Origin of the sequence: Streptosporangium sp. NPDC051022 (genome assembly GCF_040683035.1) — a bacterium.
Lineage (GTDB): Bacteria > Actinomycetota > Actinomycetes > Streptosporangiales > Streptosporangiaceae > Streptosporangium.
The window spans coordinates 55200-79301 of record NZ_JBFBCF010000026.1; the positions used below are offsets into that span (position 1 = coordinate 55200).

General features: G+C 70.7%; 26 protein-coding genes. 12 read left to right on the plus strand and 14 right to left on the minus strand.

The genetic code is table 11. The features are described from left to right. Window positions 1-68 precede the first annotated feature (68 nt). On the minus strand, window positions 69-251 hold the full coding sequence (locus AB0N02_RS33330) for a hypothetical protein (protein WP_363954530.1): 183 nt from the start codon (window positions 249-251) through the stop codon (window positions 69-71). A 91-nt stretch (window positions 252-342) separates the two neighbouring features. Here AB0N02_RS33330 and AB0N02_RS33335 point away from each other — a divergent pair, with 91 nt between their 5' ends. Continuing rightward, a complete protein-coding gene (locus tag AB0N02_RS33335; protein ID WP_363954532.1) occupies window positions 343-780 on the plus strand; it encodes a MarR family transcriptional regulator in 438 nt (145 codons plus the stop codon). 22 nt (window positions 781-802) lie between these two features. After that, entirely contained in the window at window positions 803-1027 is a 225-nt protein-coding gene (locus tag AB0N02_RS33340; RefSeq protein ID WP_363954534.1) for an HGxxPAAW family protein, read from the plus strand. Between the two features lie 12 nt (window positions 1028-1039). Here AB0N02_RS33340 and AB0N02_RS33345 read toward each other — a convergent pair whose 3' ends face one another. After that, window positions 1040-1384 carry an anti-sigma factor antagonist gene (locus AB0N02_RS33345; RefSeq protein WP_363954536.1) on the minus strand — a complete coding sequence of 115 codons (345 nt, stop codon included), beginning with the start codon at window positions 1382-1384 and terminating at the stop codon, window positions 1040-1042. Between the two features lie 314 nt (window positions 1385-1698). Here AB0N02_RS33345 and AB0N02_RS33350 point away from each other — a divergent pair, with 314 nt between their 5' ends. Then, window positions 1699-3045 (plus strand): cation:dicarboxylase symporter family transporter, encoded by a 1347-nt coding sequence (locus AB0N02_RS33350; RefSeq protein ID WP_363954538.1) that lies wholly within the window; start codon window positions 1699-1701, stop codon window positions 3043-3045. Here AB0N02_RS33350 and AB0N02_RS33355 read toward each other — a convergent pair. From AB0N02_RS33355 to AB0N02_RS33365, 3 genes are read right to left on the minus strand one after another with little or no spacing between them, the layout of a single operon-like run. Next, the gene (locus AB0N02_RS33355; RefSeq protein ID WP_363954540.1) at window positions 3034-3177 is read right to left on the minus strand and encodes a hypothetical protein; all 144 of its coding nucleotides are present in this window, start codon (window positions 3175-3177) and stop codon (window positions 3034-3036) included. The two genes, AB0N02_RS33350 and AB0N02_RS33355, sit on opposite strands and share 12 nt — an antisense overlap. Before the next feature lie 24 nt (window positions 3178-3201). Next, the gene (locus AB0N02_RS33360; protein ID WP_363954542.1) at window positions 3202-3735 is read right to left on the minus strand and encodes a Clp protease N-terminal domain-containing protein; all 534 of its coding nucleotides are present in this window, start codon (window positions 3733-3735) and stop codon (window positions 3202-3204) included. Between the two features lie 2 nt (window positions 3736-3737). Then, entirely contained in the window at window positions 3738-3965 is a 228-nt protein-coding gene (locus tag AB0N02_RS33365; protein WP_363954544.1) for a helix-turn-helix domain-containing protein, read from the minus strand. 242 nt (window positions 3966-4207) lie between these two features. Between AB0N02_RS33365 and AB0N02_RS33370 the strand changes: the two genes are divergently transcribed. Both AB0N02_RS33370 and AB0N02_RS33375 read left to right on the plus strand, forming a co-directional pair. After that, window positions 4208-4585: a DUF2203 domain-containing protein gene (locus AB0N02_RS33370; protein WP_363954546.1), complete on the plus strand. Its 378-nt coding sequence runs from the start codon at window positions 4208-4210 to the stop codon at window positions 4583-4585. A gap of 42 nt (window positions 4586-4627) precedes the next feature. Then, window positions 4628-4990, plus strand: a complete 363-nt coding sequence (locus tag AB0N02_RS33375) for an MmcQ/YjbR family DNA-binding protein (RefSeq protein WP_363954548.1) — start codon at window positions 4628-4630, stop codon at window positions 4988-4990. Here AB0N02_RS33375 and AB0N02_RS33380 read toward each other — a convergent pair. Next, window positions 4974-5927, minus strand: coding sequence for a hypothetical protein (locus tag AB0N02_RS33380; protein WP_363954550.1), 954 nt, complete (start codon window positions 5925-5927; stop codon window positions 4974-4976). The two genes, AB0N02_RS33375 and AB0N02_RS33380, sit on opposite strands and share 17 nt — an antisense overlap. A gap of 139 nt (window positions 5928-6066) precedes the next feature. On the opposite strand from AB0N02_RS33380, the gene AB0N02_RS33385 reads away from it, so the two are divergent. Genes AB0N02_RS33385 through AB0N02_RS33400 form a run of 4 tightly spaced genes read left to right on the plus strand, consistent with a single transcriptional unit; the run spans window position 6067 to window position 10767 of the window. Beyond that, window positions 6067-7254, plus strand: a complete 1188-nt coding sequence (locus tag AB0N02_RS33385; RefSeq protein ID WP_363954552.1) for an LLM class flavin-dependent oxidoreductase — start codon at window positions 6067-6069, stop codon at window positions 7252-7254. Further along, window positions 7251-8573: an NtaA/DmoA family FMN-dependent monooxygenase gene (locus AB0N02_RS33390; protein WP_363954554.1), complete on the plus strand. Its 1323-nt coding sequence runs from the start codon at window positions 7251-7253 to the stop codon at window positions 8571-8573. Before AB0N02_RS33385 ends, AB0N02_RS33390 begins: the two co-directional genes overlap by 4 nt. Beyond that, window positions 8570-9643, plus strand: a complete 1074-nt coding sequence (locus tag AB0N02_RS33395) for an LLM class flavin-dependent oxidoreductase (protein ID WP_363954556.1) — start codon at window positions 8570-8572, stop codon at window positions 9641-9643. Before AB0N02_RS33390 ends, AB0N02_RS33395 begins: the two co-directional genes overlap by 4 nt. After that, window positions 9640-10767, plus strand: a complete 1128-nt coding sequence (locus AB0N02_RS33400) for an MsnO8 family LLM class oxidoreductase (protein ID WP_363954557.1) — start codon at window positions 9640-9642, stop codon at window positions 10765-10767. The genes AB0N02_RS33395 and AB0N02_RS33400 overlap by 4 nt, the downstream gene beginning before the upstream one ends. A 204-nt stretch (window positions 10768-10971) precedes the next feature. Here AB0N02_RS33400 and AB0N02_RS33405 read toward each other — a convergent pair whose 3' ends face one another. From AB0N02_RS33405 to AB0N02_RS33425, 5 genes are all read right to left on the minus strand, one after another. Continuing rightward, on the minus strand, window positions 10972-11961 hold the full coding sequence (locus tag AB0N02_RS33405) for an alpha/beta hydrolase (protein ID WP_363954559.1): 990 nt from the start codon (window positions 11959-11961) through the stop codon (window positions 10972-10974). Window positions 11962-12275: 314 nt separating this feature from the next. Continuing rightward, window positions 12276-13241, minus strand: coding sequence for a prolyl aminopeptidase (gene pip, locus AB0N02_RS33410; protein ID WP_363954561.1), 966 nt, complete (start codon window positions 13239-13241; stop codon window positions 12276-12278). Window positions 13242-13347: 106 nt separating this feature from the next. After that, window positions 13348-13809 carry a cupin domain-containing protein gene (locus AB0N02_RS33415; protein ID WP_363954564.1) on the minus strand — a complete coding sequence of 154 codons (462 nt, stop codon included), beginning with the start codon at window positions 13807-13809 and terminating at the stop codon, window positions 13348-13350. Window positions 13810-14123: 314 nt separating this feature from the next. Continuing rightward, window positions 14124-15281, minus strand: coding sequence for a cation:proton antiporter (locus tag AB0N02_RS33420; protein ID WP_363954567.1), 1158 nt, complete (start codon window positions 15279-15281; stop codon window positions 14124-14126). A gap of 7 nt (window positions 15282-15288) precedes the next feature. Next, on the minus strand, window positions 15289-15771 hold the full coding sequence (locus AB0N02_RS33425; RefSeq protein ID WP_363954570.1) for a cation:proton antiporter regulatory subunit: 483 nt from the start codon (window positions 15769-15771) through the stop codon (window positions 15289-15291). A gap of 322 nt (window positions 15772-16093) precedes the next feature. Between AB0N02_RS33425 and AB0N02_RS33430 the strand changes: the two genes are divergently transcribed. Beyond that, entirely contained in the window at window positions 16094-17242 is a 1149-nt protein-coding gene (locus AB0N02_RS33430; RefSeq protein WP_363954572.1) for an LLM class flavin-dependent oxidoreductase, read from the plus strand. Between the two features lie 209 nt (window positions 17243-17451). Next, window positions 17452-18612: a saccharopine dehydrogenase NADP-binding domain-containing protein gene (locus tag AB0N02_RS33435; RefSeq protein ID WP_363954575.1), complete on the plus strand. Its 1161-nt coding sequence runs from the start codon at window positions 17452-17454 to the stop codon at window positions 18610-18612. Here AB0N02_RS33435 and AB0N02_RS33440 read toward each other — a convergent pair. From AB0N02_RS33440 to AB0N02_RS33450, 3 genes are all read right to left on the minus strand, one after another. Then, window positions 18521-20098 carry an MFS transporter gene (locus AB0N02_RS33440; RefSeq protein WP_363954577.1) on the minus strand — a complete coding sequence of 526 codons (1578 nt, stop codon included), beginning with the start codon at window positions 20096-20098 and terminating at the stop codon, window positions 18521-18523. The genes AB0N02_RS33435 and AB0N02_RS33440 overlap by 92 nt on opposite strands. Before the next feature lie 378 nt (window positions 20099-20476). Then, window positions 20477-22204: a M28 family peptidase gene (locus tag AB0N02_RS33445; protein ID WP_363954580.1), complete on the minus strand. Its 1728-nt coding sequence runs from the start codon at window positions 22202-22204 to the stop codon at window positions 20477-20479. A 168-nt stretch (window positions 22205-22372) separates the two neighbouring features. Continuing rightward, window positions 22373-23335 (minus strand): LysR family transcriptional regulator, encoded by a 963-nt coding sequence (locus tag AB0N02_RS33450; RefSeq protein WP_363954583.1) that lies wholly within the window; start codon window positions 23333-23335, stop codon window positions 22373-22375. A gap of 287 nt (window positions 23336-23622) precedes the next feature. Between AB0N02_RS33450 and AB0N02_RS33455 the strand changes: the two genes are divergently transcribed. Beyond that, complete coding sequence (locus tag AB0N02_RS33455; RefSeq protein ID WP_363954586.1) at window positions 23623-24093, plus strand: hypothetical protein; 471 nt, start codon at window positions 23623-23625, stop codon at window positions 24091-24093. The last annotated feature ends 9 nt before the right edge of the window (window positions 24094-24102 follow it).

Here is a 24102-nt window from a genome sequence, read left to right on the forward strand (position 1 = left end):
CGGGCGGGACCGGGCGCACGGGGTGGGACGGGAGAGCGGCGGGCCGCCCCCGCTCCGGGGGCGGCCGGTCAGTGCAGTCCCAGGGCCATCAACACCAGCAGGCCCGCCAGGTGACCGATCACGACGAACACGATGACGAAGATGAAGATGAACTTCGCGGGCCCGTGCTCGAAGTACTTGCCCTCGCGGAGCGAGGGACGCTGGGCCTGGCGTTCGGCGATCCGCTCCTCGATCGGCTTGCCGTGAAACATGGGACTCCTTATTGCCGGCCGATTGCTTGGCGCCACAATAGTTTGTGTACCAAATATCGTACTATGGCGGTCGGGAGGTGCTGTGAGTGACATGACCGATGCCCTGAGCCTGGACCGGCAGGTGTGTTTCGCCCTGGCTGTCGCCGCGCGCGGTGTCATCGGCGTCTACCGGCCGCTGCTGCAGCCGATGGGGCTGACCCACCCCCAGTACCTGGTGATGCTCGTCCTGTGGGAGCGGGCGCCGCGGTCGGTGAAGGAGCTGAGCAAGCTACTGAGACTCGACCCCGGTACGCTGTCACCGCTCCTCAAGCGTCTTGAGGCGATCGGCTACATCCGGCGGCAGCGGGACAGCCAGGACGAGCGCGTCCTGGCGGTGACGCTCAGCCGGGAGGGCCGGGAGCTGAGGAGCGAAGCTGAGAGGATTCCGTCATCCGTGGTCGAACACCTGGGTATGGACCTGGAGGAGCTGCAGGAGCTTCACCGGTCGCTGACCCGCGTGATCGCCGCGGCGGACGGAGCACATCACTGACCGAAGAGAACAGGAAAGGCTCATGGCTGGAAGCCACGGAGGAAGCCCCAAGTCTTGGCTTGCGGTGATCATCATTCTGATCGGGTTCGCCATCGGCGGCGTGGCCCTGTGCATCGGCCCCAACTGGGCGCTGTTCTGGGGCGGGGCCGGAGTCATCGCGGTCGGCGGTGTGGTCGCCCTGGTGGTCGACATCTTCTCCGACGTGATCGTGGACGCCCCCCGGGTGCCGCTGGACCAGGGCAACTGACCGCGTCGCCGATCACTGCTCCGGCAGGGCTTCCTCGACGGAGGGGAAGAGCTCGAAGGCGGCACGCAGGCCCGTGATGGCCAGGATGCGCTCCAGCGTGCCGTGGACCCCGACGAGCACCAGGCGGCTGCCCAGGGCACTGCTCCTCCGGAGATTCGCGACCAGTTCCGAGACCCCGGTCGAGTCGCAGAACGTGAGCGCCGTGACATCGATGACCACGGTCGGCGGGGGGCCGGTTTCCCAGATCTTGGTCATCTCGTCGCGGAGGACGGGAGCGTGACAGTAGTCGAGCTCCCCGCTCACCTCGACGACGCATGCCGTACCGAGCCTGCTCGATGAGACCGTGAAAAAAGCCATGATCCGCTCCTCCGCCCGCGGGTCGCAGGGCGGGCTGCCTCTGTCCTACCAGTTCTGGAACGCCGATGAGACGCCGATGGGCGCGGAGGGCGGGCTGAGCCGATCACGGTCCCCGCGGCCCCGCGGTACGAAGACCCGCCGGCCGGGGCCGGGCGGATCGGCCGACCACCCTCCGGCGCCACGGGACGGGGCGGCGGGCCCGGGGCGGGATACCGCCGGAAGATGCGCATAACGGTGACGGTGAGTCACCGAATGGGTTCTCATGGTTACTTGACCGGAGTTTTCCCGTCGAGGCCAGGGGAGGCCGAGCGCCCATGTCCCGAGATCGAACCCGTTACCTGTACGTCGCCGTCATTGTGGCGGTGATCGCCGGTGTCGTCGTCGGCCTCGTCGCCCCCGGAGCCGGCCGGGCGCTCAAGCCGCTGGGCACCGCCTTCATCGCGCTCGTCAAGATGATGATCGGCCCGATCGTCTTCTGCACCATCGTGCTCGGTGTCGGATCGGTCGCCAGAGCGGCGAAGGTGGGCAGAATCGGCGGCCTGGCACTGGGCTACTTCCTGGTCATGTCGACCGTCGCGCTGGCCGTGGGCCTCGTCGTGGGCAATTTGATCGACCCGGGGCACGGCCTCCACCTCGCCGGCGGGCCGCACGGGAGCGCCGCGATCGGGGCCGCCGGAGGCGCGAAGGACACGGTCACCTTCCTGCTCGGCGTCATCCCGGCCACGCTGGTCTCCGCGTTCACTGAGGGGCAGGTGCTGCAGACCCTGCTGGTCGCCCTGCTGACCGGATTCGCCCTGCAGGCCATGGGGGAGCGGGGCGCCCCCCTGCTGGCCGGCGTCGGTCACGTGCAGCGGCTGATCTTCCGTATCCTCGCCATGGTCATGTGGACCGCTCCCCTGGGCACCTTCGGCGCGCTGGCCGCGGTGGTCGGCGAGACCGGCGTGGAGGCGCTCAAGGGCCTCGCCGTCATCATGCTCGCCTTCTACGCGACCTGCCTGGCGTTCGTGCTGGCCGTGCTGGGGCCATTGCTCTGGCTGGTCACCCGGGTCGGCCTGCTGTCACTGCTGCGCTATCTCGGCGGGGAGATCCTGCTGGTCCTGGCCACCTCCTCCTCCGAGCCCGTACTGCCCCGGCTGATCGCCAAGATGGAGCACCTCGGGGTGAGCCGCGCCGTCGTCGGTGTCACCGTGCCGACCGGATACTCCTTCAACCTCGACGGCACCGCCATCTATCTGACGATGGCCACCCTGTTCGTCGCCACCGCGACCGGCACGCCTCTCTCACCCGGCGAGCAGGCCTCCCTGCTCGTCTTCATGATCATCGCTTCGAAGGGGGCCGCCGGGGTCACCGGTGCCGGGCTGGCCACCCTCACGGGCGGCCTGCAGGCCCATCGTCCCGACCTGGTCGACGGCGTCGGGCTGATCGTCGGCATCGACCGCTTCATGTCCGAGGCGCGGGCGTTGACCAACTTCGCGGGCAACGCGGTCGCCACCGTCCTGATCGGCGCCTGGACCGGCGGCCTCGACCGGGAACGCGCGGCCGGGGTGCTGTCGGGGCGGATCCCGTTCGACGAGACAGCCTTCCAGGACACCCCTCTGCCGGGGAACCGGCCGGAGGGGCCGTCGGAGGACCGGCCCGACCCGGCGATGTCACCGGCCTGACCCCGGTCCCAGCCAGGCCAGGGCCGCCGCGGTCATCGCGGTCACGCCGGTCGAGAGAGTCGGCTCGACGACCGGGGCGAAGGTGGGGGAGTGGTTGGAGGGGATGTCGTCCGCGACCCTTCCTGCGGTCACCGCGGCCCGGTAGACGTCGGGGTCTCAGGCCGATGCGCGCAGGAAACGCAGGCGTGTGGCCAGGAGGGGGAGATCGACGCCGAGGCGGCGCAGGATCGAGACCGAGGTGTTCGAGCCGTCGGCCAGCAGGCCTCTCAGCAGGTCCTCCTCCGTCACCTCGGGTCCCGCGCCGTGCCAGTGCACGGCGACCTCGACGGCCTTTCTCGCCCGGCCGGTGAGCGGGAGGTCGCCGACGGGGCCGGTGAGCACCACGTGCAGCGGGCGCAGGCGGGAACGGCGTAGCCGCCACGCCGCCGGGTCGTCGCGGCGGACGGGCATCCGGCGGCGGATCTCCTCCAGGTCGACTCCCAGGGTGGCCAGCAGTTCGCGATCGTTCCCAGAAGGCCCGATTTGGGCCAGAACGGCGTCCGCCGTCACCTCGAAGCCCGTGACCGGCCACGACTCGGCCAGAGCGAGCAGCAGCATGTCCTCGTCGAGGGCGGCGCGGCCGTTGTCGAGCGACAGCAGGGCCGCCCGCACCATGACCCGCCGGGCCTCCGGGGTGAATCCGGTGAACATCCTCATCTCCCGTCGTCGATGATCCGGTGCGCGTGTTTCCGGTGCGCCGTCTGCCGTTTCACGCCCAGCGCCGCCGCGATCGTCTCCCACGACGCCCCCCGGATCCGGGCGTTGGCGACGTGTGCCGCCTCAAGCTCCTCCAGCAGCCGCCGCAGGGCCGCGACCGCGGTCAGCGCGGTCACCGGGTCCTCCCCGTCGGCGGCCCGGGCCAGCTCGGTTACCGATGCCATGGTGTCAGCTTATGCTGACACCATCTGTTTGTCAGCATAAGCTGACGCATTTGTTCTCGGAAGGGCGGGAGACGCGGGGACGCGGGGGGCGTCTTTCCCCGGCCGCCCGGCCGCCCGGCCGCCCGGCCGCCCGGCCGCCCGGCCGCCCGGCCGCCCGGCCGCCCGGCCGCCCGGCCGCCCGGCCGCCCGGCCGCCGGGCGCGCGGCGAGCGGGCGGCGCCTCCGAGACGCTAACGTTCGAGGATGGACAAGATCTTCACCGTCGAGGAGGCACGGGCGCTGCTGCCCGCGCTGCTGGAGCGGGCCGACGAGTTCGTGAGCCTGCGCGGCGACCTGGCCGAGCTCGCCCAGGACCTCCGCGAGCACGGGAGATCCGACCGCGGCGGCCTGCCCGAGGCGAAGGCGCTGGAGGCGCGCCTGGACGAGATCCTCGGCTGGTTCGAGACGCAGGGCATCGAGATCAAGGGGATCGCGCCCCTGCTGGCCGACTTCCCCGCGGTGCTCGACGGGGTTTCCGTACGGCTGTGCTGGCTCGAGGGAGACCGCGAGCTGGCCTGGTACCACCGCTCGGACACCGGGTTCGCCGGTCGCCGTCCCCTCGATTCCCCCGGCCGTGACTGAGCGCCCGGCCCGCCGTACGGCGCGCCGGGGAGAGGAGCCCCCATGATCACCGCCGACGACGTGCGCCGCGTGGCCATGGCGCTGCCCAGGACCGAGGAGAGACTCGTCCGGGACCGGGTGACGTTCCGCGTCGGCAGGATCGTCTACGCCGCGATCTCCCCCGACGAGACCTCGATGGGGTTCGCCTTCCCCAAGGAGGAGCGGGCCGCGCTGATCGCGGCCGAGCCGGAGAGGTTCCACATGCCCCGGCCCTCGGACGAGCGATACAACTGGGTGCGGGTGTGGCTGGGCGCGGTCGACGAGCCCGAGATGCGCGAGCTCGTCGAGGACGCGTGGCGGATGGCCGTGCCCAAGAGGGTCGCGGCCGCCCATTTCGGTGAGTCCGGGGTCACGAGGTCCCGCTGAGATAGACCTGCTTGGCCAGCGTGGTCGTCTGGGCGGTGGAACGGCTCCAGGTGGTCCCCGAGGGGTGCGCGGTGAGCAGGACCATGATCCAGCGCTCCCCCGGGCCGACGAGCCCGGTGGTGTGGAGCACCGGATGGCCGAGGTCGGGGACCGGGCCCGCGGCCACGACGGACGCCGAGCCGCTCCGGGCCGGGGCGGCGGGCGCGGGGACGCCCTGGCCTGCCGGGGGAGTGGCGGCCTGCTCCGGGGCGTCGGGGACGGATCCGGAGGCGGGTCCGGAGGGGGCGGCCGTCGGCCTGCACCGGGCCGGGGGCGTCGAGCCGTACCCCGACCAGCCCTGCTTGACCGCCCACGGGCGGGGGACCGCGCGGGGGATGCCGAAGAACTGGTCGAAGCCGTCCGAGCCGCACTGCCCGGCGTTGCGCAGGTGGCCCAGGACGAGGTCGCGAACCCTGGGGGAGGCGCGGTCGAGCAGGTAGCGGTAGGTCAGCGCGATGTCGGCCGCGCTGATCGAGGTGTAGCCCCAGAAGCCGGGTTTGTCGGCGGGCGGGGGAGCGGTGTCGGTCAGCCGCAGCCTGCGCACCGTCCGTTCGACGATCCTGCCCCGGCCGCCCCGGGTCCAGAAGGAGGTGGCGGCGTCGTCGTCGCTGACCCGCAGCATCTTCCCGAGCAGGGCGAGGTCGTCGCGGGGAACGCTCGGGTGTGACTCCAGATAGTCGATCGCGATCATGATCTTCACCACCGACGCCGACCGGAACCTCCGGTGCGCGTCGCGCTGGGAGGTGATCCTGCCCGTCTGCCGGTCGAGGACCACGTATCCGGCCTTCACCCCGGCCGGGACGTACGGCCTGGCGGGAGCGGAGGCGGCCGAGGCGGCGGGGCCGGTGGCGGCCAGGAGGGGAAGGGCCGCGGCGATGAGTGTCAGGAGACGGGTCACCCTCGAATGCCTACCAGATTCCGGTGTCAGGGGGCGTCCGATGACGCTTCCGGGGCCCGGGATTCGGAAAGGGATTAACCTCCGCCACATATGCAACTAAACATGTAGGAATTACGGGTTTTGGTGCTATCGTCATGACATGTCGGCAGCTCATCTCCATCTCGCCGTCGCCCTCGACGGCGCAGGATGGCATCCGGCGGCCTGGCGCGATCCCGCCGCCTCCCCGAAAGACCTGTTCACCGCCGCCTACTGGGCCGGGCTGGTGGCCGAGGCCGAGCACGGCCTGCTCGACTTCGTCACCATCGAGGACACCCTGGCCCTGCAGACGACGCGCCTGGACGGCCCGGACGGCCGCACCGACCAGGTGCGCGGCCGCTTCGACGCCGTTCTCCTGGCATCCCGAATCGCCCCGCTGACCCGGCGGATCGGCTTGGTGCCCACGGCCACGACCACCCACACCGAGCCCTTCCACATCGCCAGCGCCCTGGCCACCCTCGACCACGTCAGCGGCGGCCGCGCCGGATGGCGCGTGCAGCTGTCGGGACGGCGCAGCGAGGCAGCCCACTTCGGCCGCCGCGAGGTCCCCGAGCTCGGCCCCGCCCAGGCCGTCGCGCTGGAGGACCACCCCATCTACCACGAGCTGTTCGGCGAGGCGGGGGACGTCGTCGAGGTGGTGCGCCGCCTCTGGGACAGCTGGGAGGACGACGCGGTGATCCGCGACGTGGCCACCGGCCGCTTCGTCGACCGCGACAAGCTCCACTACGTCGACTTCGAAGGACCCCACTTCAGCGTCAGGGGCCCCTCGATCGTCCCGCGACCGCCGCAGGGACAGCCGCTGGTCACCGCGCTGGCGCACTCGCGGCTGCCGTACGAGTTCGCCGCCCGCGGCGTCGACGTGGAGTACATCACGCCGCACGACGCCGATCGGGCGCACGCCATCGTGGCGGAGATCCGCGAGATCGGCGGCGTACGGCCGAAGGTCTTCGCCGACCTGGTCGTCTTCCTGGACGAGACCGCCCAGGCAGCACGCGACCGCAGATCCCGGCTCGACGAGCTCGACGGGGCGGCGTACGCCTCCGACGCCCTGATCTTCGCGGGCACGCCGGAGCAGCTCGCCGACCTGCTCCTCGACTGGCGGGGAGCGGGCATCGAGGGCTACCGGCTGCGCCCGGCCGTACTGCCGGCGGACCTGACGGCGATCACCCGCGGCCTGGTACCCGAACTGCGCCGCCGCGGCGCCTTCCGCGGCGCGTACGAGGCGGACACGCTCCGCGGACACCTCGGGCTGCCCCGCCCCACCAGCCGCTACGCAGGGAGCAGACGATGAAGCAGGTCATCCTCGCGGCACACTTCCCGGGCGTGAACAACCAGACGGTCTGGAGCGATCCAGCCGCGGGCAGCCAGATCGACTTCTCCTCCTTCGTCCACCTCGCGCGGACCGCCGAACGCGGCCGGTTCGACTTCTTCTTCCTCGCCGACGGCCAGCGGCTGCGCGAGCAGCGCGGCAGGATCCACGATCTCGACGTGGTGGGCCGTCCCGACTCCCTCACCGTGCTCGCGGGCCTGGCGGCCGTCACCGACCACCTGGGGCTGGCCGGAACGATCAACGCCACCTTCAACGAGCCGTACGACCTCGCCCGCAGGCTCGCCACCCTCGATCACCTGTCCGGCGGCCGGGCCGGCTGGAACGTGGTCACCTCCTCCGACGCCTTCACCGGGGAGAACTTCCGCAGAGGCGGCTACCTGGACCACTCCCGGCGCTACGAGCGCGCCGAGGAGTTCGTGCGGACCGTGCGCGAGCTGTGGGACTCCTGGAAGGCCGAGGACCTCGTCGCCGACCCCGCCGGGGGAACGTTCTCCGCCGGGGACGCGGGAGCGTTCGCCCACCACGGCGCCTTCTTCGACATCGAGGGCCGTTTCAACGTACCGCGCAGCCCCCAGGGCCACCCGCTGACCATCCAGGCGGGCGACTCCGGCGAGGGCCGGGAGTTCGCCGCCGCCCACGCCGACGCGATCTTCTCCAGGCACGGCAGGCTGGAGGACGGGCAGGCGTTCTACCGCGACGTCAAGGCCAGGGCCGTCGCGCACGGCAGGTCGCCCGACTCGCTGAAGATCCTTCCCGGCGTCACGTTCGCGCTCGGCGACACCGACGCCGAGGCCCAGGAGAACGCCGACCACATCCGCAGGCAGCAGGTCAGCCCGCAGACCGCGATCCTGCTGCTGGAGCAGGTCTGGAACCGCGACCTGTCCTCCTACGACCCGGAGGGGCCGCTGCCGGAGATCGACCCCCTCGTCTCCGACGACTCCATCTCCAAGGGCCGCACCCGCCTGACTCACGACCCGCTGGAGACGGCGGCACGGTGGCGGGCGCTGGCCGAGGAGAAGCGGCTCGGCATCCGCGACCTGATCATCGAGGTCACCGGCAGGCAGTCCTTCATCGGCTCGCCCGCACGGGTGGCCGAGGAGATCAACACGTTCGTGCAGGGCGACGCCTCCGACGGCTTCATCCTGGTACCGCACCTGACGCCCGCAGGGCTGGACGAGTTCGTCGACAAGGTCGTCCCGCTGCTGCAGGAACGCGGGGTTCTGCGCACCGAGTACGAGACGACGACCCTCCGAGGCCACCTCGGTCTGGAGGACGTGTGAAGTTCCTGGCCATCACCCTGATCGTGCACGGCCCCAACCCGGTCACCGGCGAGCTGAAGTCCACCCACGCGCGCCTGCGCGAGGTGGTGGACAACGCCGTTCTCGCCGAGGAACTCGGCTTCGACGGCTTCGGCGTCGGCGAGCGGCACGAGCGTCCCTTCATCTCCTCCTCGCCGCCGGTCGTACTGAGCCACATCGCGGCCAGAACGTCCAGGATCAGGCTGTTCACCGCCGTCACCACGCTCAGCCTGCTCGACCCGGTCAGGGCCTTCGAGGACTACGCCACCCTCGACCACCTCTCGGACGGCCGCCTCGAACTGATCATCGGCAAGGGCAACGGCGCCGCGCAGGCCCAGCTCTTCCACGTGACGGCCGAGGACCAGTGGGACCGCAACCGCGAGGGCTACGAGCTGTTCCGCCGCCTGTGGCGGGAGGACAAGGTGACCTGGTCCGGTAGGTTCCGGCCCTCCCTCACCGAGGCCGAGACCTGGCCGCGCCCGCTGCAGCGGCCGATCCGCGTCTGGCACGGCAGCGCGACCAGCGAGGAGTCCGTCGACCTCGCCGCGCGGTACGGCGATCCGCTCTTCTCCGCCAACGTCACCAACCCGGTCGAGCCCTACGCCGAACTGGTCCGTCACTACCGGGAACGCTGGGAGTTCTACGGTCACGACCCCGACGGCGCCCTCGTCGGCGCCGGCAGCGCGGGCTTCTACGCGGCCAGGAACTCCCAGGACGCGATCGAGACCTACCGGCCGATCTTCGACGCCAGGATCGCGCTGTTCAAGAGAGCCGGCGTCGACCCGGTCTTCCACACGCTGGAGGACGCCGTCGAGCGCAGCTCGATCCTGGTCGGCAGTCCCCAGCAGATCGTCGACAAGATCCACCGCTACCACGAACGGCTCGGGCACGAGGTCATGCACCTGTCCGCCGACGCCGACGGCCTGACGGACAAGCAGCACCGGGCCAGCCTCGAACTCTTCCAGAGCGACGTCGCCCCCGTGCTGCGCGAGGAAATCCCCAGCAGGCCCTTCCCCTCGCACGGAAGCCCGCAGCACGAAAGGCAGCCATGACGACCCCACTGTCCATCCTCGACCTGTCCCCCGTTCTCTCGGGCGGCACGACCGGCGACGCGCTGCGCAACACCCTGGACCTGGCCAGGCGCGCCGAGGAGTTCGGGTACCGCCGCTACTGGCTGGCCGAGCACCACTTCGCCGCGGGCGTGGCCAGCGCGGCGCCCGCCGTGCTCATCGCCCTGGTGGCCGCCGCGACCAGCACGATCAGGGTCGGCGCCGGTGCCGTTCAGCTCGGCCACCAGACGGCACTGGCGGCGGTCGAGCAGTTCGGCCTGATCGACGCGCTGTATCCGGGCCGGATCGACCTCGGTCTCGGCCGCTCCGGCCAGCGCAGGACGGAACTCCTGACCGAGGCGAAGACGCCCGCGCCGCCCAAGCCCGCCAGGATCGTGGACGGGCTGCTCATCCCCGAGCCGTTCTCCTTCGCGGCGATCGCGGCCTCCCCGCTCTTCGCGCTGTACGGCTCGCTGCTGCAGCAGCCCGGCGCGCGCAGCCCCGACTTCGCCGACCAGGTGGACGACATCGTCGCCCTGCTCGCCGGGACCTACCGGTCGGCGGACGGGCTGGCGGCGCACGCCGTACCTGGGGAGGGCGCGGACGTGGAGCTGTGGATCCTGGGCAGCAGCGGCGGTCAGAGCGCGCAGGTGGCGGGGGAGCGCGGCCTGCCCTTCGCGGCGAACTACCACGTCAGCCCGGCCACGGTGCTGGAGGCGGCCGAGGCCTATCGGGAGGCGTTCAAGCCCTCGGAGACCCTGTCCGCGCCCCATCTGATCGTCTCCGCCGACGTGGTCGTGGCCGAGGACGATGAGACGGCGCGGGAGCTGGCCTCGCCGTACGGGCTGTGGGTGCGGAGCATCCGCAGCGGCGCCGGCGCGATCCCGTTCCCGTCGCCGGGGGAGGCCGCGGCCCACGAATGGACCGAGGCGGACCGCGCCCTGGTCGCCGACCGGGTGGCGACCCAGTTCGTCGGCTCGCCGCGGACCGTCGCGGAGAGGCTGCGGGTCCTGCGTGACGTCACCGGCGCCGACGAACTGCTCGTGACCACCATCACCCACGACCACGCCGACCGGGTCCGCTCCTACGAGCTGCTGGCCGGACACTGGGCGGCGTCCGCCGGATGATCCGGCGGCGGAGCCAGGGGGGCCGGTGGCCCGCGCGGTGGCCGTGACCCCGGTGGCGGCCCCCAGGAGCCGCCACCGAAGCCACCGGCGAAGTCGTTGCCGGGGCCGCCGTTCCACCGCGGCGGCCGTCACCGCTCACGGCTCGCGCTCGCCATCCCGGCGCTGGCGCGCGCGTGCCGGTGGGGCCACCGCCGTGGCCGGGGCTCAGCCGAAGAAGTCCGTCAGGTGCCTGATCACCGCCGCGGGCTGTTCCTCGACGAAGTAGTGGCCGGTGTCGTCCACCTGGGCGAGGCGGACGTCGGTCCCCTGGGTGGGCAGGACCTGGCTCATGCGCCCGTAGAAGGCGTCGTGGGCCAGCCCGAGCATCGGGGCGGTCACCTTTCCGTAGGTCTTGTAGTCCTCGATGTCCTGGCCGAAGGTCTGGTACCAGCCGTTGCCTCCGCGAACGGCGTCCGGATACGAATAGGCCTGGGCGTAAACGGCCCGGTCGCGGTCGCCGATCGCCGTTTTGTTAACCAGCAGATAATCAAACATCCAGTCGACCAGAAATCGGGACCGGCCGGAAACGAGCTGCTCGGGAAGACCGTGCACCTGGTTGAACGCGAACCACCAGGGAAAGAACGGCTGGCCGGGTTGGGGAAGCATGCGGAACTCGTAGTAGGCCGTGTCCGGATGGGTCACATCCAGCAGCGCGACCTTCTTGACGGCATCGGGGTGGTTGACGGCGAAACTGAAGGCGATCATGGAGCCGACGTCGTGCCCGGCGATGTTGACCTTGTCGTATCCGAGCCTGCGCACCAGCCCGCGGATGTCCTGCGCCATCGTCTTCTTGTCGTATCCGGTCGCGGGCTTGTCCGAGCCGCCCATGCCGCGCAGGTCGACGGCGATCACCCGGTAGCGGGCCGCCAGCGCGGGCATGACCTTGCGATACTCCCACCACGTCTCCGGCCAGCCGGGCAGCAGGATCAACGGCTCCCCCCGGCCCCCGGCCACGTAGTGCAGCCGGATCCCGTTGACCTCGGCCTGGTTGCTGGTGAAACCTCCCGCCAGGGAACGCGCCAGTTCCGCGTTGGACGGAACCGCGCCCGTGACGGCCCGGTCGTCGGCCGCGGCGGGCGAGGCGGCGCCGCCCGTCGCGGCCAGTGCGATCGCTCCCGCACCTAGTGTGATCGCGTTGCGTCTGCCTATTGACACGTCAGGCAATCCTCTCCTCGACCATCTGATGGATCCCCGATTTCGGATGGAGCCGATCCGGCCGGCCCTTTTCCGGTTGAGCGTTCGGGTAGAGCATCTCTTATTCGTCCGAGGCGAGCATTACCAATTCACTATATTGTCCCAGTCGATTATCGGAAATATCCGGATAAATACGGGTGTTTCATGTCAGCCGATGCGGACAGGGGCGGAGCCGGGACGTCCGGCGCGAAGCCGGATTCAGCCCCACCGACCTCACCGACCCCATCGGCCACGCTGGTACCCACCGATCCCACCGATCCCACCGATCCCACCGATTACGCCGGCCGGGCCGCGAAGCGGTCCATGGCCGCGATGAGGGCCTCGCCCGTGTCGATGTGACGGGTGCCGTGTCCCGCCTTGTCGATGAGGATCAGCGTCGAATCGGGCCACGCCCGTGACAGGTGCCAGGCGAAGTCCGGCGGTCCGCTGATGTCGAGGCGGCCGTGGACCAGCACGCCCGGGATGCCGGCGAGCTTTCCCGCGTCGCGCAGGAGCGCGCCGTCCTCCAGCCACGCGGCGTGCCGCCAGTAGTGGGTGACCAGGCGGGCGAAGACCATGCGGAAGGCCGGGTCCTCGTAGCTCGGGTCGGGGCGGTGGTCCCCGGCGGTGGCGACGTGGGTGTCCTCCCAGGCGCACCAGTCGCGGGCGGCCCGCTCCCGCACCGCCGGATCGGGATCGCGCAGCAGGTCCGCGTAGGCCGCGGCGAGGTCGCCGTCGCGTGCGCCGGCCGGTACCCCGTCGCGGAAGCGCGCCCATTCGGCGGGGAAGACGCGGCCCATGTCGCGCGTCATCCACTCGACCTCGCGGCGGGTGGTGCCGACCACGCTGAACAGCACGATCTCCGAGACCCGCTCGGGATGCCGCTGCGCGTAGGCCAGTCCGAGCGTGGAGCCCCACGACCCGCCGAAGAGGAGCCACCTGTCCACGCCCAGGTGCCGCCGCAGGCGCTCGATGTCGGCCAGCAGGTGCCCGGTGGTGTTGACGGACAGGTCGGCGTCCGGATCGCCCGCGCTGGGCGTGCTCCTGCCGCAGCCGCGCTGGTCGAACAGGACGATCCGGTACGCCCGCGGGTCGAAGTAGCGCCGCCAGCCCGGGGTGCACCCCGATCCCGGGCCGCCGTGCAGTACGAGGGCGGGTTTTCCCTCCGGGTTGCCGCACGTCTCCCAGTGGACGAGATGGCCGTCCCCGACGTCGAGCATCCCGCTGTCGTACGGCTCGATCTCCGGATAGAGGCCGCCCATGTGATGTCCTTCCGCTCGAAGCGTTCACCGGCAGGCAAATCTAACAGCGCTGTTGTATTTCTGCCACAGAGTGCCACAGAGGACGCGAGAGAGCGGGAGACGACGCTCAGCCCGAGGTCAGGACGGGGCCGGTCCACTTCAGCTCGTCGAGGTTGACCACGATCGCGTCCTGGGTGCTGCGGGCGATCACCACGATCGCCTCGACCTCGGGATCGGGGTTCTCCTCGCGGTGCGGGACGTAGGGCGGCACGAAGATGTAGTCGCCCGGCTTGGTGTCGATGCGCACCTCGGCGGGCTCGTCGGCGTCGATGTCGAGGAAGACGAACGACGGGGTGCCGCTGACGACGTAGATGGCGGTCTCGGACTCCCCGTGGTGATGGTTGGCCGAGACGGTGGCCGGGGCGACGTGGGTCTGGCCCATCCACAGGCGGCTGGAACCGACGGTGGCGCCGCTGATCGCCGCGCGCCTGCGCATTCCCCCGGTCTGGGCGGTCTCCGAGGTGAGACCGGCGGGCGCGATGTGGTGCAGTCTGCGGTGGAAGGGGTCCTCGGGAACGACGATCGGCATCGGATGCTCCTGCTCGGGATCGAGGGGCGCGAAACGGGTGCCCCTGAGAACACGGGCGTCCCGGAAACGTGGGCGCCCCCGGGACGCGGACGGTCCTGGGGCGCGGGCGGTCCTGGGACACGGGCGGCTCCGGGAAGAACCGGGAAGAAGAGGAATACCACGGCGGTGGCCGTCCCTGTCCTTCGTTCCATCCCTTCCCGGCGGAGCGGGTCTCCTTCACCCTGTCGCGGGGGCTCTCCGGCCCGAACGCCTCCGGCCGTGTCCGGCGGATGATCACTCGCCGGACACGGTTGGCCGGTGCCGGGCGGCCCGGTTCAGGCCCGTTTGGCGATGGCGGTGATGAGGGGCTGGACCAGGCGGGCGGCCAGCGGGCCGAACGCGGCGAGGATGAGGACGTAGGCGGCGGCCAGCGGGCCGAGGTCGGGGTGGACCCCGGCTGCGACGGCGAGTCCGGCGATCACGATGTTGAACTCGCCCCGGGGGATGAGCGCGATGCCCGCCCGCGCCCGGCCCGCCTTGGCGATCCCGGCGCGCCGGGCCGCGTAGGCGCCGGTGAGCAGCTTGGTGATCATACTGACCAGGGCCAGCAGCGCGGCCAGCCCGGCGACCGGCCCGATCTTGGTGGGGTCGGTCTGCAGGCCGAAGAAGACGAAGAACACCGCGGCGAACAGGTCGCGGAGCGGGGTCAGCAGCGCCTGGGCGTCCTCGGCCAGCTCCCCGGACAGTGCGATGCCGACGAGGAAGGCGCCGACGGCGGCCGAGACCTGCAGCTGCTGGGCCACTCCGGCGACCAGCAGTGCGAGCCCGACCACCTTCAGCAGCAGCACCTCCGAGTTGGGGCTGGCCACGAAGGCCTCGATGAAGCGGCCGTAGCGGAGCGCGACCAGGAGCACGACGCTGACCGTGCCCAGCGCGATCGCCACGGTGACCGCGCCGCCCATCAGGCTCAGCCCGGCCAGCAGGGCGGTGAGGACCGGCAGGTAGACCGCCATGGTCAGGTCCTCGAAGACCAGCAGGGACAGCACGACCGGGGTCTCCCGGTTGCCGATCCAGCCCAGGTCGGACAGGACCTTGGCGGTGATGCCCGAGGAGGTGGCGTAGGTGACCCCGGCCATGGCGACCGCGGCCACCGGGCCCCAGCCCAGCAGCAGCGCGGCGATCGCGCCCGGTGCCGCGTTCAGCACCAGGTCGACGACCCCCGCGCGGGCGTTGCCCTTCAGGCTGGTCACGAGCTCGTCGGCGTTGTACTCCAGGCCGAGCGTGAGCAGTAGCAGGATGACGCCGAGTTCGGCGCCGACTGAGATGAACTCCTCGCTGGTCGCCAGCGGAATGATGCCGCCGGTGCCGAAGGCCAGACCAGCGAGGAGATAGAGGGGAATGGGGGAGATGCCGACGCGCAGTGCGAGCGCGCCGAGGACGCCGAGTCCGAGAAGGACGGCGCCGAGTTCGAGGAAGAGTATTGCTGTGTGCACCCGATGCCTATCCGTGGGCCAGGATGTCGGAGACGGTGGAGGTACTCTCCGGGCTGCCGACGACGACCACCACGTCGCCGCCGTCGAGCACGAAGGCGGGGCCCGGGCTGGCGAACACCTGGCCGCCGCGGACGACGGCCACGATGGACGCGCCGGTACGGGTGCGGACGCGCGCGTCGCCCATCGGCCGTCCCGCGTACGGCGTGCCCGGTGAGATCGGCAGCTGCAGGCTGACCAGGCCCTCGACCTCGCGGTGCAGGTCGTTGAGGCGCTGCACGATGCGCGGGGCGCCGAGCAGTTCGGCGAGCGCGTCGGCCTCCTCGTCGTTCAGTTTGACGGTCTCGCACGCCCGGTCGGGATCGGCTGGGTCGTAGAGCACCAGGTCGCGGCGGCCGCTGCGGTGGGAGATGACTCCTACTCGCCGGCCGGACCGCGTGGTGAACTCGTGCCGTAGGCCTATCCCCGGAAGTGCCGTCTGTTCGACCTCCACTGTGTCAATCCTCCGTTTATGGGTATATCGACGGGTTTGTTGAACCTATCAACGAATAGCCCCGCCCAAGGTTCCGCATAAAACATGTATTACCGATTGACTTTGTGGGGTATTTGGCCGACGATGGGCGGGACCCGGATCCCAGCCGTGAACGAGGTCACCACGTGACCGCTCCCCGGACGCCTCCTCGCCTCGCCGGTCACGGTCGTGGCCCGCGAGCGGCCGGCGGCGGGCGTCCTCGCCGAAGCCGGGCTCATCCCGTCCTCGTCAAGATCACCGACATCGTCGACACGCGGTTCGACGCGACCCTGGAGAATCCCTCGTGAGATTTCACTGGTTCCTGCCCACCGCGGGCGACAGCCGGGTTCTCACCGGCGGCGGCCACGGTCTCGCCAGAGGGCACGGCCGCTCGGCCGCGGCGGCCTTCAGGGCGCCGGACATCGAGTACCTCGCGCAGGTCGCCCGCTCGGCCGAGCAACTCGGCTTCGAAGCCGTCCTGACCCCGACCGGGACCTGGTGCGAGGACGCCTGGCTGGTCACGGCCGCGCTCACCAGGGAGACCGAGCGGCTGAAGTTCCTGGTCGCCTTCCGGCCCGGCCTGCTGTCGCCGACCCTGGCCGCGCAGATGGCCGCGACCTACCAGCGCCTGTCGCGAGGCAGGCTCCTGCTCAACGTGGTGACCGGGGGAGAGGCGGCCGAGCAGGCCAGGTTCGGTGACCACCTGTCGAAGGACGAACGCTACGAGCGGACCGGCGAGTTCCTGTCGATCGTGCGCGGGGCGTGGAGCGGCGCGCCGTACGACTTCGCGGGCGAGCACTACCGGGTCGAGGGCGCGGCCGTGGCCGAGGTCCCCGACCCCCTGCCCGAGATCTACTTCGGCGGCTCCTCGCGGGCCGCGGGGCCGGTCGCGGCCCGGCACGTGGACGTCTACCTGACCTGGGGCGAGCCTCCCGGCCAGGTGGCGGAGAAGATCGAGTGGATCCGCGGGCTCGCCGAGGAGCGGGGGCGCAGGCTCAGGTTCGGCGTCCGGCTGCACGTGATCACCCGCGACAGCGAACGGGAGGCCTGGGCGGAGGCCGAACGGCTGCTGGCCGCGCTCGACCCCGAGGACATCAGGGCGGCCAGGAAGGCGCTCGGCCGCAGCGAGTCGGTCGGCCAGCGGCGGATGCTCGCCCTCCACGAGGGATTCGCCGGCGGTACGGCCCGCGACCTGGAGATCCACCCGAACCTCTGGGCCGGGGTCGGGCTCGTCAGGGGAGGCGCGGGCACCGCGCTGGTCGGCAGTCACGCCCAGGTGGCCGAGCGGATCGAGGAGTACGCCGCGCTCGGCATCGAGGAGTTCGTGCTGTCCGGCTACCCGCATCTGGAGGAGGCCTACTGGTTCGGGGAGGGGGTGCTCTCCCGGTTGCGCGCCCGTACCCCGGAGGACCCGGCCGCCTCCGGCCGCCGAGGCCGTGTCCCGGCCCTCTGACCGGGACGGCCGGGCCGTGATCGGATGCCGTGACCGGGCCCTGTGCCGGCACTGTGCCGGCACTGTGCCGGGCGTTGTGATCGGGTGCCGCGATCGAGTGCGATGATCGGGTGCGGTGATTCGCCGGGGTGCGCGCCGCCCCGGCTCCGGCCGTACGGTTTGCCTGTCACCCCCGTCATGAAGCCCGCCGCGAAGGAGAGCCACAGCCCATGTCCGACGACCGGCCGTACGACATCGTCCTGTTCGGCGCCACCGGCTTCACCGGGACGCTCACCGCGGACTACCTCGCCCGCAACGCGGGTCCCGGCTGCCGCTGGGCCCTGGCAGGGCGGAACCGGGCCAAGCTTGAGGCGGTCAGGAGGCGGATCGGCCTGCCGGAGCTGCCGTTGCTGCACGCCGACGCGAACGACGCCGCCTCGCTCGCGCGGGTCGCCGATCTGGCCAGGGTCGTCGTGAGCACCGTGGGCCCCTACATCTCCTACGGCGAGCCGCTCGTGGCCGCGTGCGCCGCCGCGGGCACCCACTACGCCGACATCACCGGGGAGCCGGAGTTCGTCGACCTGATGTTCGTCCGCCACCACGACCGGGCGCGGCGGACCGGGGCGAAGATCGTGCACGCCTGCGGGTTCGACTCCGTCCCGCACGACCTCGGTGTCCACTTCACGGTCGACCGGCTCCCCGAGGGGACGCCGATCGAGGTGAGCGGGTTCGTCCGGGCCAGTGGCAGGCCCTCCGGCGGCACTCTGCGCTCCGTCCTGACGGGGGTGTCCCGGACCGGGCAGACCACGCGGGCGGCCCTCGCCCGGCGCGAGGCCGAGCCGCCGCTGCGGGAGCGCCGGGTGCGGGGCGGCGCCGGATCGCTCCGCTACGTGGGCGGCTGGGCCCTGCCGCTGCCGACGATCGATCCGCAGATCGTCGCGCGCTCGGCCCGCGCCCTGGAGCGCTACGGCCCCGACTTCACCTACCGCCACCACTTCGCGGTCAGGCGCCTGCCCACCGCGCTGGGGGTCGTCGCGGGCATGGGCGCGTTCGCCGCGCTGGCCCAGGTTCCCTCGGTCAGGTCCTGGATGCTCGGCCGGATCTCCCCCGGTGACGGCCCGACCCCCGAGCAGCGGGCCAGGGGCTGGTTCAAGGTGACCTTCCTCGGCAAGGGAGGCGGCGAGCGCGTCGTCACCGAGGTCGCGGGCGGCGACCCCGGCTACGACGAGACCGCCAAGATGCTCGGCGAGTCGGCGCTCTGCCTGGCCTTCGACGACCTGCCCGAGGTCTCGGGCCAGCTCACTCCGGCCGTGGCGATGGGGCCGGCGCTGATCGACCGGCTCGTGCGGGCGGGTGTTTCCTTCCGCGTGGTGAGCGGCTCGCGGAAGTAGGCGCCGACCGCGGCGGGAGGCCCGCGGGACCGTCCGGCGGGCGGGCCCGGCGGGCGGCGATCACGTCGGCGACCGCCACGGCCAGCGCGGTCAGCACGAAGCCGATGGTGACCAGCAGGGCCTGGCGGAACGCCATGGCGTAGTCGCCGTGCGAGGAGTCGACCTCGGCGAAGAAGACGGCGCCGATCGCCGCGATGCCGATGGCGGTGCCGATCCGCTGCCCCGTCTGCAGCACGCCGCCCGCGGTGCCCGCCTCGGCGACCGGGACCTGGGACAGCGTCAGCGTCTGGTTCGGCGAGATCACCAGGCCGCTGCCCAGCCCGGCGACGAGCAGCGGCGGCGCGATCGCCCAGGCCAGGTTCTGTCCGGAGGCCAGCCGTATGGCGAACTCGGTGCCGACCAGCCCGATCGCGACCGTGAGCAGCCCCGCGGCCACCAGCGGCCTGCCGTACCGGGTGACGACCCGGCCGCCCAGCACGGAGGCGATCGCCGATCCCGCCGCGAACGGCGTGCTCGCCAGCCCCGCGGCCAGGGGGGAGTAGCCCAGCCCGTTCTGCAGGTAGAGGGTGAGGATGAAGAAGATCGAGGTGAACCCGGCGAAGTAGAGCGCCGCGATCGTGGCGCCGAAGGCGTAGGAGCGCCTGCGGAACAGCGACAGGTTGACCACAGGCTCGTGACGGCGCCCGTAGTGGCGTTCCCAGAGCGTGAAGAGCGCGATCACGACGAGCCCGGCGGCCGACAGCAGCCACTTCGCCGTGCCGTGCCACTGCTGTCCCTCGACGAGCGGCAGCAGGATCAGCATGACGCCGGCGGCCAGCAGCAGCACACCGACGGGGTCCATGCTCTTGCGGGAGCGCGTGCCGGGGGGCCGGTGCGGGAGATAGCGGTAGGCCAGCAGGATGGCCAGGACGCCGATCGGCACGTTGACGTAGAAGACGAGGCGCCATCCGTCGTGGTCACCGCCGAGGCGGATGAGCAGGCCGCCGAGCAGCGGGCCGATCGCGGTGGAGACGCTGATGGTCGCGCCCAGCAGTCCGAACGCCCTGCCTCGCTCCGCGCCCCGGAAGAGCTGCTGGATCAGCCCGCTGACCTGGGGGTTGATCACCCCGCCCGCCATGCCCTGGACGAGCCGCGCCGCGACCAGCCAGGTGGGGTCCCTGGCGATGCCGGCCGCCGCGCTGGCCAGGGTGAACAGGGCGACGCCGAAGACGAAGGCGTTGCGTCTGCCGCGCATGTCGCCGAACCGTCCCGAGGGCACCAGTACCAGCCCGAAGGTGAGCGCGTAGCCGGAGACGACCCACTGCAGGTCGCTCTGCGGGGCGTTCAGCCCGGCGCGGATCGAGGGAAGCGCCACGTTGACGATGCTGACGTCCAGCAGTGTCATGAAGCCGGCGACGAGGCAGACGGTCAGCGCCTTCCACCGGCGCGGGTCCGCCTCCTCCCGCCGCGCGACGGCCGTCCCGCCGGGACGCGCTCCGGCGCCCATCAGATCCGTCGCGGGTACGGCGCGGCGCGCTCCACCCGCCCGGGCGACGGGAACACTCGGCTGGGGACCATCATGACCGCCTCGGTCTCGACCTCCGATAGGACTTTCTAGCCTTTAGCGGCACATACCTACCCTATTCCGGCATTCCATTAATCGCCGGAGGTGTGACGCGGAAGGCCGGGTTCGCGGGTGTTCACCGGTCCCCACTCGCGTTTCCCAGGTGCCGCCCCATCATGCCGCAGGGTCCGGACGTACCGCGTCGAAATACCCGCACCGGGCGGAAAGCACAGGTACGGCGGGCGGCTGTTGGCCGCCCGCCGTACCTGTCACCCGATTTCCTGGATGGTTCTAGGGGGTTTCCCCGATCCGCTCAGCGGATCAGATCTTCTGCCAGAGAGCGGGGACGTTCGGCGGCTCCCAGCCCGGGTAGGCGGTGTGCGCCTGGATGCACCGGTAGCTGGAACCACCGTAGGTGACGATGTCACCGGCCGCGTACGACTTCCAGGCCGCCCACTCGTTGCCACCCTGCCCGCCGCTGACGGTGAGGCTGAAGGTGGCGCTGTGGGTCGCCGGTCCGGTGGCGTTGACCGTGATGGTGTAGGTGCCCGCCGGGGTGGTGGAGGACGTGGCGATGTTGACCGTGGAGCTGTCACCGCTGTTGATGGTCGAGGGGCTGAAGCTCACGGTGGTGCCCGCAGGGGCGCCGCTGGCGCTCAGCGAGAGCTGACGCGAACTGCCGGTGGTGACGGCGGTGCTGAGGGACGCCGTCGTCGAACCGCCGGGCTGGACCGTCGCCGAGGACGGGCTGAGCGACACCGAGTAGTCGTCCACCGGGGGCTGGCCGCCCACGGTGAGCCTGAACGTGGCCGACTTGGCGCCGCTGGCGGCGCTGCCGTTCAGGGTGATGGTGTAGGCGCCCGCCGGGGTGCTGGAGGACGTGGCGATGTTGACCGTCGAGCTCTGGCCGCTGTTGACGGTCGAGGGGCTGAAGCTCACCGTGGTGCCCGCAGGGGCGCCGCTCGCGCTCAGCGAGACCGACTGGGCGCTGCCCGAGGTGATCTGGGTGCTCACCGTCGCGCTGGTGGACGAGCCCGCCTGCACCGTCGCCGAGGCAGGGTTGACCGACAGCGAGTAGTCGTTGGTCTGCTGGGTGTCGTTGACGCCGAGCTTCCACACCGCGTTCGCGATGGCGTCGGCGTTGACGTCCAGCGCGGTGGCGTTGATGTTGCTGGTGGTGTCGCAGGAGGAGTGGTAGCAGCGGTCGAAGGCCACGTTGGCCTGGCCGCCCCACTTGGCCGCCTGCGCCGAGGTCTTGCGGGTCTCGGCACCGGTGAAGATGCCGCCGACCTTCACGCCCGCGTTCTTGAACGCGGTGTGGTCGCTGCGGCCGTCGCCCTCGGTCTCGATCTCGGTCGGGATGTTCTTGGTGGCGTAGAAGTCGTTGAAGACCTTCTGGATCGCCGGGACGTCGTCGTAGACGAAGTAGCCGGCGTTGGGCGAGGCGGTCATGTCGAAGTTGAGGTAGGTGTCCACCCCACTCGTGCCGGTGTTCTGCACGTAGTACTTCGAGCCGACCAGGCCGGCCTCCTCGGCGGCCCACCAGGCGAAGCGCAGGTGCTTGTTGAGGTTCGGCTTGAGGTTGGCCACGGTCAGGGCCAGCTCCAGCAGGGTGGCCGAACCCGAGCCGTTGTCGTTGATGCCCGGACCGGCGCTGACGCTGTCCAGGTGGCTGCCCATCATGAGGGTGGGGCTGGCGGGACCGGACGGCCAGTTGGCGATCAGGTTGGAGTGGGTGCGCCCGTTGTAGCTGAAGTTCTGGATCGTGGTGGTGTAACCGGCCGCGTCCAGCTTGCCCTTGACGTAGTTCAGTGACGCCGTGTAGCCGGCGGATCCGCTGTAGCGGTTGCCGCCGTTGCTGCTGGCGATCGACTGGAACTGGTTCAGGTGAGCCTGGATGTTGCTCACCGACAGGTCCGGTGACGCGAGTGCGGCCTGGGCGCCCTTCGCCGGCGCCGCGACGGCGGTTGTGGCGCTCGCCACGGACGATGCGGCCACGGCGACGGCGGCCAGTGCGGCGACCGCGCCGATCTTGACCTTGGGATTCACGCGGGGTGACTCCTCTCGGTGTCCCTTGGGGGGTTAGAGGGATGCAAGGAGCCCTACGGTTTGGGCTGGACCAAAGCTCGCATCGGGAGCATCAGGCGGAGTACCCCACGAAAGTGCATAACTTAGAGGTATGGTCGCCGAAACCGGCAGGGAAAAGGATATGGTCGTCTAGACCGGCGGGGACAGAGGAACGTGACGTCTCAGCCAGGAGGCGTAGACGGGCGCCCGTCGAACCTCCGACCAGTAGGTCTTGGTCACCGCCTGAACCAGGTCGGGCCCGTGCCTGGCGATGGGGCCGTGTTCGGTCCATCCGATCATGTGCCGGAACCTCAGCGGGGTTCCGGCGAGTGGCCGGATGACGATTCCGGGGTAACCCTTGGTGGTCGCCTGGAACATGCCGACACACCTGTTCGCCGAGATCAGGTCGATGGCGAGACTGAGGTCGGCGGAGTAGGCGATCTTCGGCGCGAATCCCTGCCGGGCACAGGCGGCCCAGAAGTGTTCGCGGTGCCCCGCCTCCGCCAGCGCGTGCAGGGTCCAGTCCTCGCAGGCGAGATCGCGTAGCTCGATCTCCTCCTGCTGGGCGAGCGGGTGGGTGGCGGCGAGCCCGACGAAGATCGGTTCGACGGCCACGCCCGCGTAGACCACCCCGGCAGGTGGGGTGAGCTCGTGCCCCGGATAGTCGCCCAGGGTCGCGAGCTCCAGCCGCTCGGACTCCAGCAGTCCGGGCAGCAGGTCCATGGCCTCCTCGGTGCGGACGGTGATGTCGGCACCGGTCAGCAGCTCATGAAGGCATTTGATGACATTTATTGCTAGATGGCTGGACATGCAGCCCACCCGAATTTTCAGCTTCTCCGCGGCCTGCTCGGCATAGCGCATGCCGTCCCGTCGCAGCTCGTCGAACGCCGGCAAGAGGGAGCGTGAACGGACCAGCACCCACATGCCGAGCTGTGTGGGCCGTGCTCCTTCCCGGCCCCGCTCGAACAGCGGTCCACCGAACATACGTTCGATCCGCCGCAGTTGCGTGGCGAGCGCGGGCTGCGACATCTTGAGTGCTGCCGCCGCCTTGGAAATGCTGCCTGAGTCGGCGATCGCGCAGATCGCCCGTAAATGACGCACTTCTAGGTCCACACCAGAAGGTTAATAGTAAAGAACCTTTCCGGTAAGGCCCAACTTTGTGACGCCCCGTTTTGGTGGGTGAAATATTGTCATCTGTGCTGCGTGTGGCGTTGCGGATCCGCATACCAAATCGCATATGACCACTCGATATGGAGCCTCCAGAGGGAACAAAAGGGACATTTTCACACCTTGTTCGCACGGTGAACGGCGTTCGGTCCACTGCCGGAACCCGTGGAATCGGACGGCGACGACGGGGGAGGACGGCGTTGATGTTGGTCCGAGAGGCTTGGGCCACGGCTTTGCAAGCGAGACCTGCCGAGACCGGGGACGGGCACAGCGCCAGGCAGGTCGAACGCCTGCTCGTCGAGGCTGAGCGCTCGCATGCCCAAGGCGCCACCGACCGCGATCCCGAGTGGACGGTCATGTACGGGGTGGAGGAGTTGAACGCCGAGGCGGGTAACTGCTGGCGTCTGCTCGGCGCACACCACCGGGCGGCGGCCTGCGCGGAGGCGGCCGTGAGCGAGTTCAACGAACGCCTTCCCCGATCGGCGCAGCTCAACCGGGTCCACGCCGCCGAGGCGTATCTGGAGATGGGGGAGCTGGAGCAGGCCCTCATCTCGGTTCGGACCGCCATTCCGGTGAGCAAGGCCCTGTCATCGGCCCGCTCGGTCGAGCTCATCCGGCGGTTCGACGATCGGCTTGAGCCGTACGGCGACAGCGTGACGGTGCGGGAGTTCCGCGACCACCTGAACGCCGAACTCGCCGCCTGACCGGGCGCG